General features: G+C 66.3%; 16 protein-coding genes. 4 read left to right on the top strand and 12 right to left on the bottom strand.

What is annotated here, in order from left to right:
* Positions 1-70: 70 nt before the first annotated feature.
* The 9 genes from SMA01S_RS09820 to SMA01S_RS09780 all read right to left on the bottom strand — a co-directional run bounded on the left by SMA01S_RS09820 (position 71) and on the right by SMA01S_RS09780 (position 8,857).
* Positions 71-475: a RidA family protein gene (locus SMA01S_RS09820; protein WP_066820902.1), complete on the bottom strand. Its 405-nt coding sequence runs from the start codon at positions 473-475 to the stop codon at positions 71-73.
* Positions 468-2,129, bottom strand: a complete 1,662-nt coding sequence (locus SMA01S_RS09815; protein ID WP_066820900.1) for an AMP-binding protein — start codon at positions 2,127-2,129, stop codon at positions 468-470. The genes SMA01S_RS09820 and SMA01S_RS09815 overlap by 8 nt, the downstream gene beginning before the upstream one ends.
* Position 2,130: 1 nt before the next feature.
* Positions 2,131-2,943 carry an enoyl-CoA hydratase family protein gene (locus SMA01S_RS09810; RefSeq protein WP_066820897.1) on the bottom strand — a complete coding sequence of 271 codons (813 nt, stop codon included), beginning with the start codon at positions 2,941-2,943 and terminating at the stop codon, positions 2,131-2,133.
* Positions 2,940-3,407 (bottom strand): MarR family winged helix-turn-helix transcriptional regulator, encoded by a 468-nt coding sequence (locus tag SMA01S_RS09805; protein ID WP_066820894.1) that lies wholly within the window; start codon positions 3,405-3,407, stop codon positions 2,940-2,942. Before SMA01S_RS09805 ends, SMA01S_RS09810 begins: the two co-directional genes overlap by 4 nt.
* On the bottom strand, positions 3,401-4,150 hold the full coding sequence (locus tag SMA01S_RS09800) for an SDR family NAD(P)-dependent oxidoreductase (protein ID WP_066820891.1): 750 nt from the start codon (positions 4,148-4,150) through the stop codon (positions 3,401-3,403). Before SMA01S_RS09800 ends, SMA01S_RS09805 begins: the two co-directional genes overlap by 7 nt.
* Positions 4,147-6,423 (bottom strand): bifunctional salicylyl-CoA 5-hydroxylase/oxidoreductase, encoded by a 2,277-nt coding sequence (locus SMA01S_RS09795; protein WP_066820888.1) that lies wholly within the window; start codon positions 6,421-6,423, stop codon positions 4,147-4,149. Before SMA01S_RS09795 ends, SMA01S_RS09800 begins: the two co-directional genes overlap by 4 nt.
* A 76-nt stretch (positions 6,424-6,499) precedes the next feature.
* Positions 6,500-6,742 carry a hypothetical protein gene (locus tag SMA01S_RS09790; RefSeq protein WP_066820885.1) on the bottom strand — a complete coding sequence of 81 codons (243 nt, stop codon included), beginning with the start codon at positions 6,740-6,742 and terminating at the stop codon, positions 6,500-6,502.
* The gene (locus SMA01S_RS09785) at positions 6,739-8,184 is read right to left on the bottom strand and encodes a radical SAM protein (protein WP_066820882.1); all 1,446 of its coding nucleotides are present in this window, start codon (positions 8,182-8,184) and stop codon (positions 6,739-6,741) included. Before SMA01S_RS09785 ends, SMA01S_RS09790 begins: the two co-directional genes overlap by 4 nt.
* Entirely contained in the window at positions 8,135-8,857 is a 723-nt protein-coding gene (locus SMA01S_RS09780; RefSeq protein ID WP_066820879.1) for a prolipoprotein diacylglyceryl transferase family protein, read from the bottom strand. Before SMA01S_RS09780 ends, SMA01S_RS09785 begins: the two co-directional genes overlap by 50 nt.
* A 125-nt stretch (positions 8,858-8,982) precedes the next feature.
* On the opposite strand from SMA01S_RS09780, the gene SMA01S_RS25275 reads away from it, so the two are divergent.
* Entirely contained in the window at positions 8,983-9,111 is a 129-nt protein-coding gene (locus SMA01S_RS25275; RefSeq protein ID WP_281179178.1) for a hypothetical protein, read from the top strand.
* Positions 9,112-9,409: 298 nt separating this feature from the next.
* Here the strand turns inward: SMA01S_RS25275 and SMA01S_RS09775 are convergent, their stop codons facing one another.
* Entirely contained in the window at positions 9,410-9,790 is a 381-nt protein-coding gene (locus SMA01S_RS09775) for a VOC family protein (protein ID WP_066820876.1), read from the bottom strand.
* Positions 9,791-9,937: 147 nt separating this feature from the next.
* Positions 9,938-10,540 carry an LmrA/YxaF family transcription factor gene (locus SMA01S_RS09770; protein ID WP_066820874.1) on the bottom strand — a complete coding sequence of 201 codons (603 nt, stop codon included), beginning with the start codon at positions 10,538-10,540 and terminating at the stop codon, positions 9,938-9,940.
* A 135-nt stretch (positions 10,541-10,675) separates the two neighbouring features.
* Here SMA01S_RS09770 and SMA01S_RS09765 point away from each other — a divergent pair, with 135 nt between their 5' ends.
* Together SMA01S_RS09765 and SMA01S_RS09760 are read left to right on the top strand one after the other, a co-directional pair.
* Positions 10,676-11,350, top strand: coding sequence for a hypothetical protein (locus SMA01S_RS09765; protein ID WP_066820871.1), 675 nt, complete (start codon positions 10,676-10,678; stop codon positions 11,348-11,350).
* A gap of 135 nt (positions 11,351-11,485) precedes the next feature.
* Positions 11,486-12,691, top strand: coding sequence for an erythromycin esterase family protein (locus SMA01S_RS09760; RefSeq protein WP_084250218.1), 1,206 nt, complete (start codon positions 11,486-11,488; stop codon positions 12,689-12,691).
* Positions 12,692-12,770: 79 nt separating this feature from the next.
* Here SMA01S_RS09760 and SMA01S_RS09755 read toward each other — a convergent pair whose 3' ends face one another.
* Positions 12,771-13,850: a DUF3667 domain-containing protein gene (locus SMA01S_RS09755; RefSeq protein ID WP_066820865.1), complete on the bottom strand. Its 1,080-nt coding sequence runs from the start codon at positions 13,848-13,850 to the stop codon at positions 12,771-12,773.
* A 77-nt stretch (positions 13,851-13,927) separates the two neighbouring features.
* On the opposite strand from SMA01S_RS09755, the gene SMA01S_RS09750 reads away from it, so the two are divergent.
* Positions 13,928-15,202: a glutamate-5-semialdehyde dehydrogenase gene (locus tag SMA01S_RS09750; RefSeq protein ID WP_066820862.1), complete on the top strand. Its 1,275-nt coding sequence runs from the start codon at positions 13,928-13,930 to the stop codon at positions 15,200-15,202.
* Positions 15,203-15,240: the final 38 nt, after the last annotated feature.

Here is a 15,240-nt window from a genome sequence, read left to right as displayed (position 1 = left end):
GGATCCTTCGTTGCGTCCGCCATGTGACACGCTGATGTCAGCGCGATGACCGTTTGCGGTCGCCTCGACGTTAGGCCGGGTCCTTTGGCACCACCGCCATCGCCTGGATCTCGACCTTCGCGCGACGTTCGACCAGGCGGACGACCTGGACCAGCGCCATGGCCGGGAAATGCCGGCCGATCGTGTCGCGATAGGCGCGGCCAATGTCCTTCTGGCGCGCGGTATAGTCCTCGATATCGGTGACGTACCAGGTCAGCGAGACGAGATGCTCGGGCGCCGCACCGCCGGCGGCAAGCACCGCGACCACGTTGGCGAGCGTCTGGCGCACCTGATCGACCAGATCGTCACTGTCGAATTGCTGCTGCGCATTCCAGCCGATCTGGCCGCCGACCGCGATCAGCCGCCCCTCCGCCTCGACGCCATTGGCATAGCCGAGCGGGGGCGCCCAGCCGGCGGGCTGCAGGATGTCATGCATGATCGGCCTTTCGCGAAGCGGCGGCGGCCTGGCGCAGCCGGAAGCGCTGGATCTTGCCCGTCGCGGTCTTGGGCAGGGTGTCGACGAAACGGATCGCGCGCGGATATTTGTACGGAGCGATCACCGCCTTCACATGATCCTGGAGCAGTTTGACGGTGAGCGCGTCGGGCGCGGCGTCCCCGGTCAGCACGACATGCGCCTCGACGATCTGGCCGCGGTCGCGGTCGGGCGCCCCGATCACCGCGCATTCGCGCACCATCGGATGCGCGAGCAACGCCGCCTCCACCTCCGGCCCGGCGATATTATAGCCGGCCGAGACGATCATGTCGTCCGACCGCGCGGCGAAATGGAAACGACCATCATCGTCCTGGCGGAAGCTGTCGCCGGTCAAATTCCAGCCGTCGCGCACGTAATCACGCTGGCGCGGGTCGGCGAGATAGCGGCAGCCGGTCGGCCCGCGCACCGCGAGGCGGCCGACCTCGCCCGGAGTTACGTCGTTCATGGCGTCATCGACGATCCGCGCTTCGTAGCCGCCGACCGGTCGGCCGGTCGCGCCCGGCGCGCGATCGCCGACCCGGTTGGTGATGAAGATGTGGAGCAATTCGGTCGACCCGATGCCGTCGAGGATCGGCTTGCCCGTGCGCCGCGTCCATTCCTCATAGACCGGCGCGGGGAGGGTCTCGCCCGCCGACACCGCGAGGCGCAGCGAGGAGAGATCGGCGCCGTCCTCCATCGCCGCCATCATCGCGCGATAGGCGGTCGGCGCGGTGAAGCTGATCGTCGCGCGGTGGCGCTCGATCAATTCGACCATATTGGCGGGCGACGCCTGTTCGAGGAGGGCGGCGGCGGCGCCGAAGCGCAGCGGAAAGATCGCGAGGCCGCCGAGCCCGAAAGTGAAAGCGAGCGGTGGCGAGCCGACGAAAATGTCGTCTGGCACGACTTTCAGGACTTCGCGGGCATAGCCATCGGCGATGATCAGCAGGTCGCGATGGAAATGCATCGTCGCCTTGGGCTCGCCGGTGGTGCCCGAGGTGAAGCCAAGCAACGCGACGTCGTCACGCCCGGTACGGGCCGCGTCGAACCGCACCGGCTTGGACAAAGCGGCGCGGTCGAGCTCGGCATCGTGATTGGCGGTGCCGTCGAACCCGATCACCTTGTTCAGGAACTTGCTGTCCTTGGCGCAAGCGACGAGTTCGTCGAGCGCGCGCGTATCGCACAGCGCCAGGCTTACCTCCGCCTTGTCGACGATCTTGGCGAGCTCCGCCGCGCGCAGCATCGGCATCGTATTGACCACGACCGCGCCCGCCTTGGTCGCGGCGAGCCAGCAGGCGACCATCGCCGGATTGTTGGGCCCGCGGATCAGCACGCGATGCCCCGGCGCGACGCCATAATCCTCGACCAAAGCATGGGCGATGCGGTTCGACCAGTCGGCGAGCTCCTTATAGGTGCGCGCGCGGCCGTTGCCGATCAACGCGACGCGGTCGCCATGTCCGGCGACGACCTGGGCATCGCACAATTCGACCCCGGCGTTGAGCCAGTCGGGATAATCGAACCCGTCGAGCAACAGATCGGGCCATTCACCCGGCTGCGGCAAATTGGCGCGCGCGAAGCCGTCGATATGACCGGTGGGCCCGAGAGTTGCCTGGCTGGGCATATCAGTCGCCCTCGAACACCGGCTGTTCCTTCGCGACGAAGGCGCGATAGGCGCGTTCGAAGTCGCGCGTCTGCATGCAGATCGCCTGCGCCTGCGCCTCGGCCTCGATCGCCTGATCGAGCCCCATCGACCATTCCTGGTTGAGCTGGGTCTTGGTGATGCCGTGCGCAAAGGTCGGTCCCGCGACGATCCGCGCGGCCAGCGCAAGCGCTTCGTCCTCGATCGTCTCGACGGCGACCAGCCGGTTGTAGAAGCCCCAGCGCTCGCCTTCCTCGGCGCTCATCGTGCGGCCGGTGTAGAGCAGATCGGCGGCGCGACCCTGGCCGATGATCCGCGGCAGCATCGCGCATGCGCCCATGTCGCAACCGGCGAGCCCGACGCGGGTGAACAGGAACGCGGTCTTGGCGGCCGGCGTGGCGAGCCGCAGGTCGCTCGCCATCGCCATGATCGCACCGGCGCCGACCGCGACGCCGTCGACCGCGGCGATCACCGGCTTGCCGCAACCGATCATCGCCTTGACCAGATCGCCGGTCATCCGGGTGAAGCGGAGCAGGCCTTTCATGTCCATCGCGACCAGCGGGCCGATAATGTCGTGGACGTCGCCGCCCGAACAGAAATTGCCGCCATTGGGCAGGATCACCACCGCATCGACATCGTCGGCATCGACCAGCGCGCGGAAGGTGTCGCGCAACTCGGCATAACTGTCGAAGGTCAGCGGGTTCTTGCGCGCCGGATTGTCGAGCCGAATGCGCGCGATGCGATCGGCCACGTCCCAGCGGAAATGCGCCGGCTTCAAGTCGGCCATCGCGGTCATGCGTCATTCTCCCATTGGCTGCGGAACGTGGCGAGCGTGGCGCTGATGTCGCGCGCGGCATCGGGCTCGATCGGGCCGAGCAATTCGTCGATCCAGCGCGCGTGCGCCGCGGCCATCGCGGCGAAGGTGGTGCGGCCCGCATCGCTCAGCCGCACGATCGCGGCGCGGCGATCGCCGTCGCGATGGCTACGCACGACCAGCCCGTCGGCGACGAGGCGCTCGACGATCCCGGTGACGTTGCCGTTGGAGACGAGCAGGAAGCGCGACAGCTCCCCCATCATCATCCCCTCGGGCGCACGGTCGAGCGCCGCCATGACGTCGAACCGCGGCAAGGTGGTGTCGAACGCGGTGGCGAGGCGCTCGCGCAATTCGCGCTCGATCGCGCGCGTCGTGCGCAACAAGCGGAGCCATAGCCGGAGCCGCGCGCGATCGTCGTCGGCGATCTGGGCGACTGCGCTCACCATGTTTCCCCGCCCGATACCGAGATCGCCTGGCCGGTGACCGATCCGGCGCCGTCGCTGACCAACCACAGCACGGCTGCCGCGACTTCCTCGGGCGTCACGAACCGCCCTTGCGGATTGGCGAGCGCGGCGCGCGCCTCCTCCTCCGACCGCCCGGTCTTGGCGGCGATCGCGTCGAGCGATCGAGCGAGCATCTCGGTCTCGGCAAAGCCCGGGCACACCGCATTGACCGTGACACCGCTCTTGGCCGTCTCGGCAGCAAGTGCGCGCATCAGCCCCACCACGCCGTGCTTGGCCGCGACATAAGGCGCGACATAGGCATAGCCCTTCAATCCGGCGGTCGAAGCGATGAACACGATCCGGCCGCGGCCGGCCTTGATCATCGGCGCGATCGCCGGCTGGACCGAGAGGAAGGCGCCGGTGAGGTTGACCGCGAGGCTCGCTTGCCAGTCGTCGAGCGTCACTTTGGCGGCGGGCGCGCTCATCGCGGCGCCGGCATTGGCGATGACGATATCGAACGGGCCGCGCGCGGCTTGCGCCGTTTCGTACAAAGCGGCGATCGACGCCGGATCGGTGACATCGGCGGGCACGCCATGGATGCGCGGATGGTCGACCGCATCGAGCGCGTCCGCGCGCCGCCCGCAGATCGTCACCTCGACGCCCGCCTCGGCCAGCGCCAGCGCGATCGCGCGGCCGATCCCGCTGCCGCCGCCGGTGACCAGGGCATGGCTGCCGGTGATCGTCATGGCATTTCTCCGCGCTCGGCAAGGCGATAAAGCTGGTCGCGCCCGGCGAGATACGGGTCGGGCCAGCGCGTCCCCTGGTCGCCCAACCGCGCGGCGGCGTGGAGCGTCCAATAGGGATCGGCGAGGTGCGGACGCGCGAGGCAGACGAGATCGGCCCGCCCCGCCATCAGGATCGAATTGACGTGATCGGGCGAATAGATGTTGCCGACCGCCATCGTCGCGATACCGACCTCATTCCGGATGCGGTCGGAAAACGGCGTCTGGAACATGCGGCCATAGACCGGCCGCGCCTGAAGCGAGGTCTGGCCGGCCGAGACGTCGACGATATCGACTCCCGCGTGCTTCAGCATCCGCGCGATCGCCACCGCTTCCCGCGGCGTCACGCCGTCCTCGCCGACCCAGTCGCTCGCCGAGATGCGCACCGAGATGGGTTTGTCCTGCGGCCATTCGGCGCGCACCGCGGCGAACACTTCCAATGGATAGCGCATCCGGTTGTCGAGGCTGCCGCCGAACGCGTCGCCGCGGCGATTGGTCAGCGGAGTGATAAAGCTCGACAGCAGATAGCCGTGCGCCATGTGTAGCTCGATCATGTCGAACCCGCAGCGGTCGGCCATGCGCGCGGCGGCGACGAACTGGTCGCGCACTGCGTCCATGTCAGCGCGGTCCATCGCCTTGGGGACTTGATTGACCGGCGACCAGGGAACCGCGGACGCCGCGATCAGCGGCCAATTGCCCGACGCGAGGGGGGCGTCCATTTCCTCCCAGCCCAATTGGGTCGAGCCCTTGGCGCCCGAATGGCCAAGTTGCGCGCAGATCTTCGCCTCGGTCTCGGCGTGGACGAAATCGACCAGCCGTTTCCACGCGACCTCATGCTCGGGCGCGTAGAAACCGGGACAGCCTGGCGTGATCCGCCCTTGCGCGCTGACGCAGGTCATCTCGGTATAGACCAGCCCCGCGCCGCCTTTGGCGCGCTCGGCATAATGCGCGAAATGCCAGTCGGTCGGACAACCCTCGACCGCCTTGTACTGCGCCATTGGCGACACGACGACGCGGTTGGCGAGCGTCATGCCGCGCAGTGTGAACGGCGCGAACATCGGCGCGCGCGGCGCATTGCCGGCACCGGCTTGTTGCTGAAACCAGGCCTCGGCGGCGCCCAGCCAGGCATGGTCGCGCAGACGCAGATTCTCGTGGCTGATCCGCTGCGAGCGAGTCAGCAGCGAATAGGTGAACTGGACGGGGTCGAGGTCGAGATAGCGTTCGACCTCTTCGAACCATTCGGCCGAATTGCGCGCCGCCGATTGCAGCCGCAGCACCTCGATCCGCCGCGACTCCTCATAGCGAACCAGCGCGTCATCGAGCGCGCCGTCGGCATGGAGTTCGTCGGCCAGCGCCACCGCGCTTTCGAGCGCGAGCTTGGTGCCCGAGCCGATCGAGAAATGCGCGCTCGCCGCGGCATCGCCCATCAGCACGACATTGCCGTGGCGCCACGTCTCGCACAGCACGCGCGGAAAGCTGATCCAGGCCGAGCCGCGCAAATGGCCGGCATTGGACATGAGGGAATGTCCGCCGAGATGCGCGGCGAACACCTTCTCGCACGCCGCGATCGATTGCTCGCGGGTCATGTCGCCGAACCCGGCGCGCGCCCAGGTCTCGGCGGAGCATTCGACGATGAAGGTCGCGGTGCCGGGCTCGAATTGATAGGCGTGCGCCCACATCCAGCCATGCTCGGTCGGCTCGAAGATGAAAGTGAAGGCGTCGTCGAACGTCTGGTGCGTGCCGAGCCAGACGAACTTGTTGGCATAGAGCTGGATGTCCGGCCGGAACGTATCGGCGAACGCTTCCCGCGTGCGCGAATTGAGCCCGTCGGCGGCGACCACCAGACCGTAGTCGGCCGCCAGCGCCGTGACATCGCCGACCTCGCTCTCGAACTTCAGCGCGACGCCCAATTCCCGAGCGCGCTGCTGCAGCAGCAAGAGCAACCGCCGCCGTCCGATCCCGCAAAAGCCGTGCCCGGTCGACACCGTGCGCGTGCCGCGATGCACCACGGCAACGTCATCCCAATAAGCGAAATGCGCGCGGATCGCCTCGGCGCTGACGGGATCGTTGGCGACAAGGTTCGCCAGCGTCTCCTGCGACAGGACGACGCCCCAGCCGAACGTATCGTCGGCGCGGTTGCGTTCGAACACGGTGACGTCGTGCCGCGCGTCGCGCAGCTTCATGCTGATCGCGAAATAGAGTCCGGCCGGGCCCCCGCCGACAATCGCGATCCGCATTCGACTCCTCGCCTGATTATCGCGCGAGGGTCGGCCTGAAGCGGAAAAGTTTCAAGTATAAAATATCAGGCGTCGATCAGAGCGGCTGGTCGCGATTGTCCAGCTCAGGCGGCGGGCGCAGCAACGCCCTTCCCCACCAGAACAGGCCGAAACCGATTGCGAAGGGAATGCCACCGACCAGCAGCGGCAACATGATGATCGAGGGATCGCGCATCGCCTCGCTGAACCCCATGAACACGACCACCAGCGAGCACAGCCCGCTGCACGTCATGATCAGGATGCCGACGCCGAGCAGCAGGCCGCCGAACAATTGCTTCATATGCCCGCCCTCGCTTTGGCCACTACCGCGGCGCCCTCTGCGCCAGGGCGGTAGAAAGTATTGTAGGTGTCGAAGGGAATGATCTGTTCGTCGGGCGTGACGAAATGGACGCAGCTGCGCTTCACCGTCGCCAGGTCGAAATTGTAGCGGTCGAGAAATTGCAGGATGACGACGCGGAAGCTGTTGGCATAGCCGAGTTGCTCGGGGACCAGCGCCTGGGGCAGGCAGCACAGCACGCCGGCCAATTTCTCCTCGGTATTGCATTGCGTGGTGGCGAGGCTGAGCAGGTCGAGCACGCCCTGGCGCAGCGCCGGATAGGCTTCGTAGCTGATCGTGTTGGGCCCGTTGAGGATCAGCTCGCGCGGGAGCAGCGACGTGATCGGGGTCACGCTGCGCCCGTCGCGCAGGCCATAGCCGATGCAGATCTGATCGGGATTGCACGGCAGCGGGATCATGTCCTCCGCCCCGAACACGCCCGCCTTCACCACTTCGCGCCGGATTTGCGAGAGCAGGATGCGATTGGCCTTGGCGTCGAACCCCTGGTTGCGGCCCGCATCCTGGACCGGCTGGAACGTCACGCCGCGGACGCACGACCAATCGAGCGCATGGTCGACGATCGCCGCGACCTCGTGATCGTTGACCCCGCGCTTGACCACCGCGACCAGCGTAGTCGACAGCCCGACGCGTTCGAGCTGTTCGAGCGCGGCCTGGCGGATGCGCGCCAGCCGCGCGCCGCGCAGGTTCATCAGCGCGTCGTCGTCCATGCTGTCGAACTGGAGATAGACTTCGATCCGCGGCGCGTAGCTGGCGAGGCGGTCGACGAATGCCGGTTCCTGCGCGATCCTGAGGCCGTTGGTGTTGATCATGACATGGCGGATCGGGCGCCGCTTCACCGCATCGAGAATCTCGAAGAATTGCGGATGCAGCGTGGGCTCGCCGCCCGACAGCTGGACGAGATCGGGTTCGCCTTCGCTCTCGACCAAGGCGTCGAGCATTCCCTCGATCACCGCGAGCGAGAGGTGCCCGCCATGCATGTCCTCGGCATCGGCGAAGCAGACCGGGCAAGCGAGGTTGCACGCCGAATTGATCTCGACGATCGCGAGGCAGCTATGCTGTTCGTGATCGGGGCAGAGGCCACAATCGAACGGGCAGCCGGCCTCGGTCCGGGTCTGGGTGTGCAAGGGGCGATCGCCGGGCTTGAGCCAGTCCTTTTGCGAACGCCAATAAGCCAGGTCGTCGCTGATCAGCGTCTTTTGCACGCCATGCGAGCGGCAGCGCTTGAGGTAATAGACGCACTCGTCCTCGATGATGACCTTGGCGGGGACGGTCTCGAGGCAAGTCTCGCACAGGCTCGTGGTCTGGCCGTGGAAGATATAGGGCGCCGCCTTGCGGTCAGGCGGGGAGTGGAGCGGCGCGTCCGCCAGCGATCCAGAGGAGTGCATAAGCGCTGAGTCCGATCATCACGAAGTGGAACACGTTGAACGGGCCGATCAGCGGTGGATAGGGCTTGAGAAACTCCCAGGCAAATCGCTGGACGGCATAGAACAGGACGAAGGCATGGAAGCCGTGCTCGACCGCCCAGTCGCGGCGGCGGACCAGCGCGCGCCAGTAGACGGCGAGAAACAGCGCCATCGCCAGCGATTCGTAGATCTCGACCGGATGGCGCGAGACGCCATCGCCAAGATCGACTCCCCAGGGAAGCGCCCTCGGCACGCCATAAGTCTGGTCGCCTAGCCCCGCGAACAGGCACCCCCAGCGCCCGACGATGATGCCGAGCGCGAGCGGAATGACGAACGGCCCGCCGGTCGACCCGCGCACCCCGCGCGCCCATTTCCACAATTCGACCGCGACGATCGCGCCCGCCAGCGCGCCGGCGATCGAGTGCGATACCACCGGGCGCGCATCGCGGAGCGTGTTGAGCGATCCCAGCAGCCAGGCACCGAGCGCGCCGCCGACCGCGAGGCTGATGAAATAACCGGGCTCGGTCTGGCGCGCGAGGCCATCGACGCTGGCGCGGCGGTGACGATAGACCCAGCGCGCACCGAGGAACGCCACGGCCCAGGCGGCCAGGTCTCCGACATAATGGTACCAGGGCGCGGTCGGGACGTGGATCACGCATGTGAAATAGCATGGTTCGGCGCATCGGGGCGATTCGCCACCGATCGCGGATTTCCTTGACCGCCGTCAAAGAAATGCGCGCGACACCCTCCGATCATGTTTCTCTTTAGAGGAGCAAGTTCATGTCATTCTCTGGGGCGGAAGCATTTCAATTCGCCGTCGTGGCCGCGATGGTGCTGTTCATGATGCTGCTCGGGTACGAGTCGATTGCCCAGGCACTGGCCGATATGAGCGACAGGAAGTCGCGGTAGCGCGTAGCTCCACGGCCTGGCATCTCTCTTCGGCGGCGCTATCGCATGATCGCGCGAAGCTGGTCGGCCGCGGCGGATGCGGTCGGGACATGGATCATGCGCGTTGGTAATATGATCGGCATAAGGGCGAGAGGGGGAAGCTATTCCCTCTCCCCTTGGGAGAGGGAGGGAGCCGCCAAAGGCGGCGGAAGGGTGAGGGCAGCTTTGTCCTAGATACCTGCCCTCACCTTCCCACTCGGCTGCGCCGAGCGGGCCCCTTCCTCTCCCAAGGGGAGAGGAAAATGCCGCCAACCGCCGCTTACGCCCAGCTGATCGCGTCCTTCGAGAACCCGTCACGCTGCACGCGCACCACGCAAAAGCGGTGGCCGCTCGGCGCGCGCATCACCACCCAGCGCTCCATTTGCTTGTCGATCGTCGCGCCGAGCTTCTGCAGGCGCTCGACTTCGGCGGGAATGTCGTCGGTTTCGATGTCGAGATGGATTCGGCTGTCATGCTCGACACGCTGGATCTGCACGCTGATCTCCCCTTCCGGGGTCGCGAGCATCCGGTAATTGCCCCGCGTGCCGGGATGATCCGGGTCGACCGGCCGGCCGAGCGCTTCCGCCCAGAAATGCGCGGCAGCGTCGATATCGTCCGTGTTGCAATCGATCAGAATGCCATTGATGCGCGATCTATGCACGACAACCCTCCAATGCGGGCATGAGGCATGCGGCGCCTCCGCCATCGTATAGCGGACGGTTTAGGCCCTATCCTCCGTGGTTTACAATCAATGTCGAGCCGGTCGGGATAACCGGGCCTTATCGATCGTTGCCGCTCGCCAGCGGCGCTATCGCACGATCGCCCGCAGCTGATCGGCGGCCGCCTTGAGAGCGTTGCTATCCTGTTCGGCCTTGGCGATGGTCATCGCGCCCGTGAACAGGGCAATGACGACATTGGCGAAAGCCTCCGGATCGGGAGCATAGGACGCCTCGCCTTTCTCTCGATCGCGACGGATGCGGTCGGCGATGGCGTCGCGCCAGACGCGATATTCGCTGGCCAGGGCGCCGCGCAGATCGGCATCGGCCAGCGACAATTCGAGCGCGAGATTGCCGAGCGGACAGCCCGAGACCGAGCCCTGCGCGTCGAGCGCGGCGGCGACCGTGTCGAACGCCTGCAGGATACCGATGGCGGCACTCGGCGCGTCGCGGACGGTGGCCACCCACGTCTCGCCCAATTCGGCCGCGACACGCTCGCCGATCACCGCCAGCGCGAGCGCTTTCTTGGTCGGGAAATGGTGGTGGAGCGCCCCGCCGGTCACTCCCGCCAGGCGGACGAGGTCATGCGTGCTGGTCGCGGAGAAGCCCGACGATTGGAACGAGCGTGCCGCGGCGTCGAGCACGCGATTGCGCAGCCCGACAGGATCGTTGGTACGGATTTTCGACCTGGTCATCTCTTTCCTTTCCGCCGACCATATTGGCGGGATCGAGACCGGGCAACCGGTCGGTTCCAAGATCGCTCGCCATGCGATCTTTGCAAAGGATTAACCATCCGGGCCCATCATTGCGCGACATCACGGATGACAGGCATGTTCGACCGTAAGATCACGATCTCCGACGGGCAGAGACGGCGCCAGCTACTGCCGAGCGAGGTGCGGCTGTCGCTTGACGATGTCGATCGCTACGTCATCGCCGCTGCGCGCGCGCGTGGCTATCCCGAGGAGTTCCTGACCGAAGCGGCGAGGCAAGTGCGCTTTCTGGAGGCGCGCGGATTGCCGGGCTTCGCCTCGTTCCGGCGCGAAATGCTGGACCATGGCACCGAGACGCTGACCCAACGCGGGCGAGTCGCACGCCCGGACGGGCAGACGGGCGGGCAATGCCCGATGATCGACGCGCTGCGGATCGTCGAACGGTTCGACCAGATCGTCGCGCTGCCGCCCGGCCGCGAGGCCGATTACCCGATGCCATCCAATCCGCTGCTCGCGGTGCCCATGCTGGCCGAATGTGCCGGCCTTCGCGGCATCATCATGATGACGACCTTCTATATCCGCGAGCGGCCCGCGGCCCATGTGTTCGTCGACGGAGATCGTGCGGCACTGCACGGGTCATACCACGCGCTGTTCGAGGCCGATTCCTGGGGCATAGCGCGCTTTCCCGAGGAAACGCACGGCACGCCACCGCTGCGCGACGCCGATGTCGAGGCGATCGACTTTCCGGCGGACGCGCTGCGCGACCTGATGACGTTGATCGAAAGCCAGCCGTAACCGGCGACAGCGCTCCGCACCTCGCGGTAGCGGTGATACAGGGCGTCGGACATGACGGCCCAGACTATTCCTCGGCGGCCAACGTTCAACCATCGGCAACGTTGCAGGGCGCAAAGCTGCGGCTAAGCTGCACCCATGGTTAGACCGCTGCTCCTCATTGCCATGCTGCTGACGATGGGAGCGGGGCCGCCGAACCAGCCAAGTGGCAGCGCCACGGTACCGACGACCGACGAACGCGCGATGGCTGCCGTTATCCGCGATCTTTGTCCGAAACACGTCGCGTTGCTCGGCGAAGCCACGCACGGAGATGGCCACAGCGATGCTTTCAAGGCGGCGTTGGTCGAACGCTTAGTGACGCAATGCCACTTCAACGCGGTCTTTTTCGAGGCCAGCCATTACGAGTTCCTCGGCTTTGCCGGAAAGCTTCGGGATGGCGCGCCGGCGGATGCGGCAATGGTCGGCGACGCCATGGGGGGCCTGTGGAAGTTCGACCGCGAAGTGCAGCCGCTCATCCCGTTCCTGTTCGACGCCGCCAAGGCGCGGCGTGTCGTTCTTGGCGGGCTGGATGGTCAGATGGGAGCGCTGGAAGCCAGATATGCCAACGACGAGATGCCGGTCGAACTGACCAACTATCTTGAGGGCGACCGGCGTCGCGAATGTCGCGAAATCCTGCGGCGGCGGACCTATTGGGATTATCCGAACGGGTCTTATTCGGATGACGACCGCGCCCAGATCCTACGGTGCACGGCCGACATATCGCGTGCGATGGACAAAGCCGCCGCGGCGGACGCCGCCACCGCCGACGCCCAGCGCAGCATGATCCGCAATATCGAGGCGTTCACGCGTGCCGACGCCTTGGGCAGGGCCGAGTTCATCACTGCCCGAGACAAAGCGATGTACGACAATTTCGGCTGGCTCGTCCGCCGCCTGCCGAAGGGGAGCAAGGTCATCGTCTGGAGCGCCACCGCACATATTGCGAAGAACGGGGCTGCAGATCCGGCTTATGCCCGCGCCGGCAATTTCGGGAGCTACGTCCATCGGGATTACGGCGCCCGCGCCTTTGCGCTCGGTTTTTCCGCAGCATCAGGCGAATATCGCTATGCGCGCAAGGACAACCGGCCGCTCGCGACACCACCATCGCCCTCCCTCGAACGATCGGCGGTGACGTCGGCAGATGATGCGACGACCTATCTCAACCCGGCCCGCCTCAAGGTGTTAGGGCGATTACCGGGCGCCGCTTTCAGTCACGCTTTTGAGGAAAATGATTGGGCAGGCTCGCTGGACGGGGTTGTCGTATTCGGCAGAGAATATCCCCCGCACAGCACCCGGCCCGGATATTGAAGCACATCGTGTTTACCTCGCGGCGAGCATCCGACTTTGCGAGGTCAACTCCGGCAGGGCGCGCGGCAAGCCACCGCCATTATTCCATCAGCCCCAGCCCGAGCAGCAGGATGCCGAACAAGGTCAGCGTGATCGAGGCGAAGACCAGCAGCGCGAAGGTGCGCCACAGTGCCGAGAACCACCGAAGCTGATAGGCGCCGCGCAACTGGAAGAAGATGTGCACCGGCGGGCCGAACGCGATCAGATTGCCGTAGAGCCAGGCCGGCGCCCCGATCATCATCAGCAGCGATATGGTGGTTGCCAGCAGCATCATGAACGCCAGCGAATAGGTCACGAAGATGGCGTGGTCGTAGAGCTTGAAGCGCCGCCGCCACAGGAACAGCAATGCCACGAACGGCACCGAGATGGGGATCAGCGCCCAGCTATATTTGTAGGCCGAGGATTGCAGCTTGTAGAGCGCCAGCTCGGGATTCTTGCTGGCCTTGCGGATACCCTCGTCGAGCGCAGGCCAGCCGGTATTGACGTTGCTCACGGCCTGTCTGCCGACTTCGTCCGGCCCGCTTGCGATGCTGGTGCGCGCAACGCGCAGTCCGTTGAGCGTCGCCTGATATCCGACGATATCGCCCTGATCGTCGTCATCGGCCTTGCCCTGGGCGACGCGCTGTTGCGCGCGGTCGAGCTTGGCCTGGGTACTGGCGATCTCGCCATCGATCTTGGCCAGTTTCTCGGCGCGCGTGGAGGGCGCGTTGTCGAGGTTGAATTCGTGGCCGCTGCCCAACGAATGGAACGTCGCGAACATCAGGAAGACGAAGAACAGGAACAACGCCAGCGGAGACACGAAGCGCGCGCGCTCGCCATCGATATAGCGCCGCGTCAGCCCGCCCGGATGCGTGACCAGCATCGGCACGGTGCGCCACACCTTGCCTTCGAAATGGAACACGCCGTGGAGCAGATCGTGCCCGATCGACGTCAGCGTCTTGTGAACGTGCCCGTTCTGGCCACAGGCATGGCAGAACGAGCCAATCAGCCCGGTGCCGCAATTGAGACAGAGGCCGTGTCCGCCCTCCCCGCTCCCGTGTTCGCCCGCTTTCGGTTCGACCGCGCGCCCGATCAGCGCCCCGGTCGCGATATCGCTTGCTGCCGCAAATTCCCCGCTCATGGCGCGATGGATAGCATTGGCCGCGCGAAAGGCGATAGGGCTTTGGCCACCGGTTTCGGCGTGATAATCGGCCCGCCATGGAAACGACCGTCCACATCGAAATCGATCCCGTCGCGCTGATCGCGTCGATGGGCCGGCACGCACGTTCCGCAGCACTGGTACTTGCCGGGCTGTCGAGCGCGGACAAGGCACGCGCGCTGGAGGCCATGGCCCAGGCGATCCGCGATGCCGAACCGGATATCCTGGCCGCCAACAAGGTCGACATGGCGAACGGCACCGCCGCCGGGCTGTCGGCGGCGATGCTCGACCGGTTGAAGCTGACACCCGAGCGCGTCGCGGCGACCGCAGACGGGGTCGCCACCGTGGCGACGCTGAAGGACCCGGTCGGCGAGGTCATCGACGAAATCGAGCGCCCCAACGGCCTGAAGCTGGCGCGCGTGCGCGTGCCGATCGGCGTGATCGGCATCATCTACGAAAGCCGGCCCAACGTCACCGCCGATGCCGCGGCTTTGTGCATCGGGTCGGGCAATGCGGTCATCCTGCGCGGCGGGTCCGAGGCGATCGAGAGCAACCGCGCGATCCATGCGGCGCTGGTCCAGGGGCTGGAAGCGGCCGGCCTGCCCGGCGAGGCCGTGCAATTGGTGCCGGTGACCGACCGCGCCGCGGTGGGCGCGATGCTGGCCGGCGAAGGCGTGATCGACATGATCGTGCCGCGCGGCGGCAAGGGACTGGTCGCGCGCGTCCAGGCCGAGGCGCGGGTACCGGTCCTCGCGCATCTCGACGGGATCAACCACATCTATGTCCACGCGTCAGCCGACCAGGCGATGGCCGAGGACATCGTCGTCAACGCCAAGATGCGCCGCACCGGCGTGTGCGGCGCGATGGAGACGTTGCTGATCGACCGCGACTATCCGCATGCCGGCCAGCTGATCCAGAAATTGCAGGCGGCGGGGTGCGAAGTGCGCGGCGATCCCTTGCTCAAGCAATTGGTACCCGGCGTGGTGTCGGCGGGCAGTGAGGATTGGGATACCGAATATCTCGATGCGATCGCTTCCGCACGCTTGGTCGGCGGGATCGAAGAGGCGCTGAGCTTCATCGCCGCGCACGGTTCGCACCATACCGACGCGATCGTCGCCGAGGATGCCACCGTCGCCGAGCGCTTCCTGGCCGCGGTCGACAGCGCGATCGTGCTGTGGAACGCCTCGACCCAATTCGCCGATGGCGGCGAGTTCGGGCTGGGCGCGGAGATCGGCATCGCCACGGGGCGGCTGCACGCACGCGGACCGGTAGCGCTCGAGGGGCTGACGACGTACAAATGGATCGGGCGGGGAACGGGCCAGATCCGGCCATAAGCGGCGCGCTATCGCCGATCGCCGGCCGGACGAACCCG

Source organism: Sphingomonas mali NBRC 15500 (assembly GCF_001598415.1).
GTDB lineage: Bacteria > Pseudomonadota > Alphaproteobacteria > Sphingomonadales > Sphingomonadaceae > Sphingomonas > Sphingomonas mali.
Note: the sequence above shows the minus strand (reverse complement) of the source record. Positions and strands in the feature narration are given on the sequence as shown.

Coding starts and splice junctions, on each gene's coding strand:
- SMA01S_RS09820 (WP_066820902.1), bottom strand. CDS start 475: ATGCATGACATCCTGCAGCCCGCCGGCTGGGCGCCCCCGCTCGGCTAT.
- SMA01S_RS09815 (WP_066820900.1), bottom strand. CDS start 2,129: ATGCCCAGCCAGGCAACTCTCGGGCCCACCGGTCATATCGACGGCTTC.
- SMA01S_RS09810 (WP_066820897.1), bottom strand. CDS start 2,943: ATGACCGCGATGGCCGACTTGAAGCCGGCGCATTTCCGCTGGGACGTG.
- SMA01S_RS09805 (WP_066820894.1), bottom strand. CDS start 3,407: ATGGTGAGCGCAGTCGCCCAGATCGCCGACGACGATCGCGCGCGGCTC.
- SMA01S_RS09800 (WP_066820891.1), bottom strand. CDS start 4,150: ATGACGATCACCGGCAGCCATGCCCTGGTCACCGGCGGCGGCAGCGGG.
- SMA01S_RS09795 (WP_066820888.1), bottom strand. CDS start 6,423: ATGCGGATCGCGATTGTCGGCGGGGGCCCGGCCGGACTCTATTTCGCG.
- SMA01S_RS09790 (WP_066820885.1), bottom strand. CDS start 6,742: ATGAAGCAATTGTTCGGCGGCCTGCTGCTCGGCGTCGGCATCCTGATC.
- SMA01S_RS09785 (WP_066820882.1), bottom strand. CDS start 8,184: ATGCACTCCTCTGGATCGCTGGCGGACGCGCCGCTCCACTCCCCGCCT.
- SMA01S_RS25275 (WP_281179178.1), top strand. CDS start 8,983: ATGTCATTCTCTGGGGCGGAAGCATTTCAATTCGCCGTCGTGGCCGCG.
- SMA01S_RS09770 (WP_066820874.1), bottom strand. CDS start 10,540: ATGACCAGGTCGAAAATCCGTACCAACGATCCTGTCGGGCTGCGCAAT.
- SMA01S_RS09765 (WP_066820871.1), top strand. CDS start 10,676: ATGTTCGACCGTAAGATCACGATCTCCGACGGGCAGAGACGGCGCCAG.
- SMA01S_RS09760 (WP_084250218.1), top strand. CDS start 11,486: ATGGTTAGACCGCTGCTCCTCATTGCCATGCTGCTGACGATGGGAGCG.
- SMA01S_RS09755 (WP_066820865.1), bottom strand. CDS start 13,850: ATGAGCGGGGAATTTGCGGCAGCAAGCGATATCGCGACCGGGGCGCTG.
- SMA01S_RS09750 (WP_066820862.1), top strand. CDS start 13,928: ATGGAAACGACCGTCCACATCGAAATCGATCCCGTCGCGCTGATCGCG.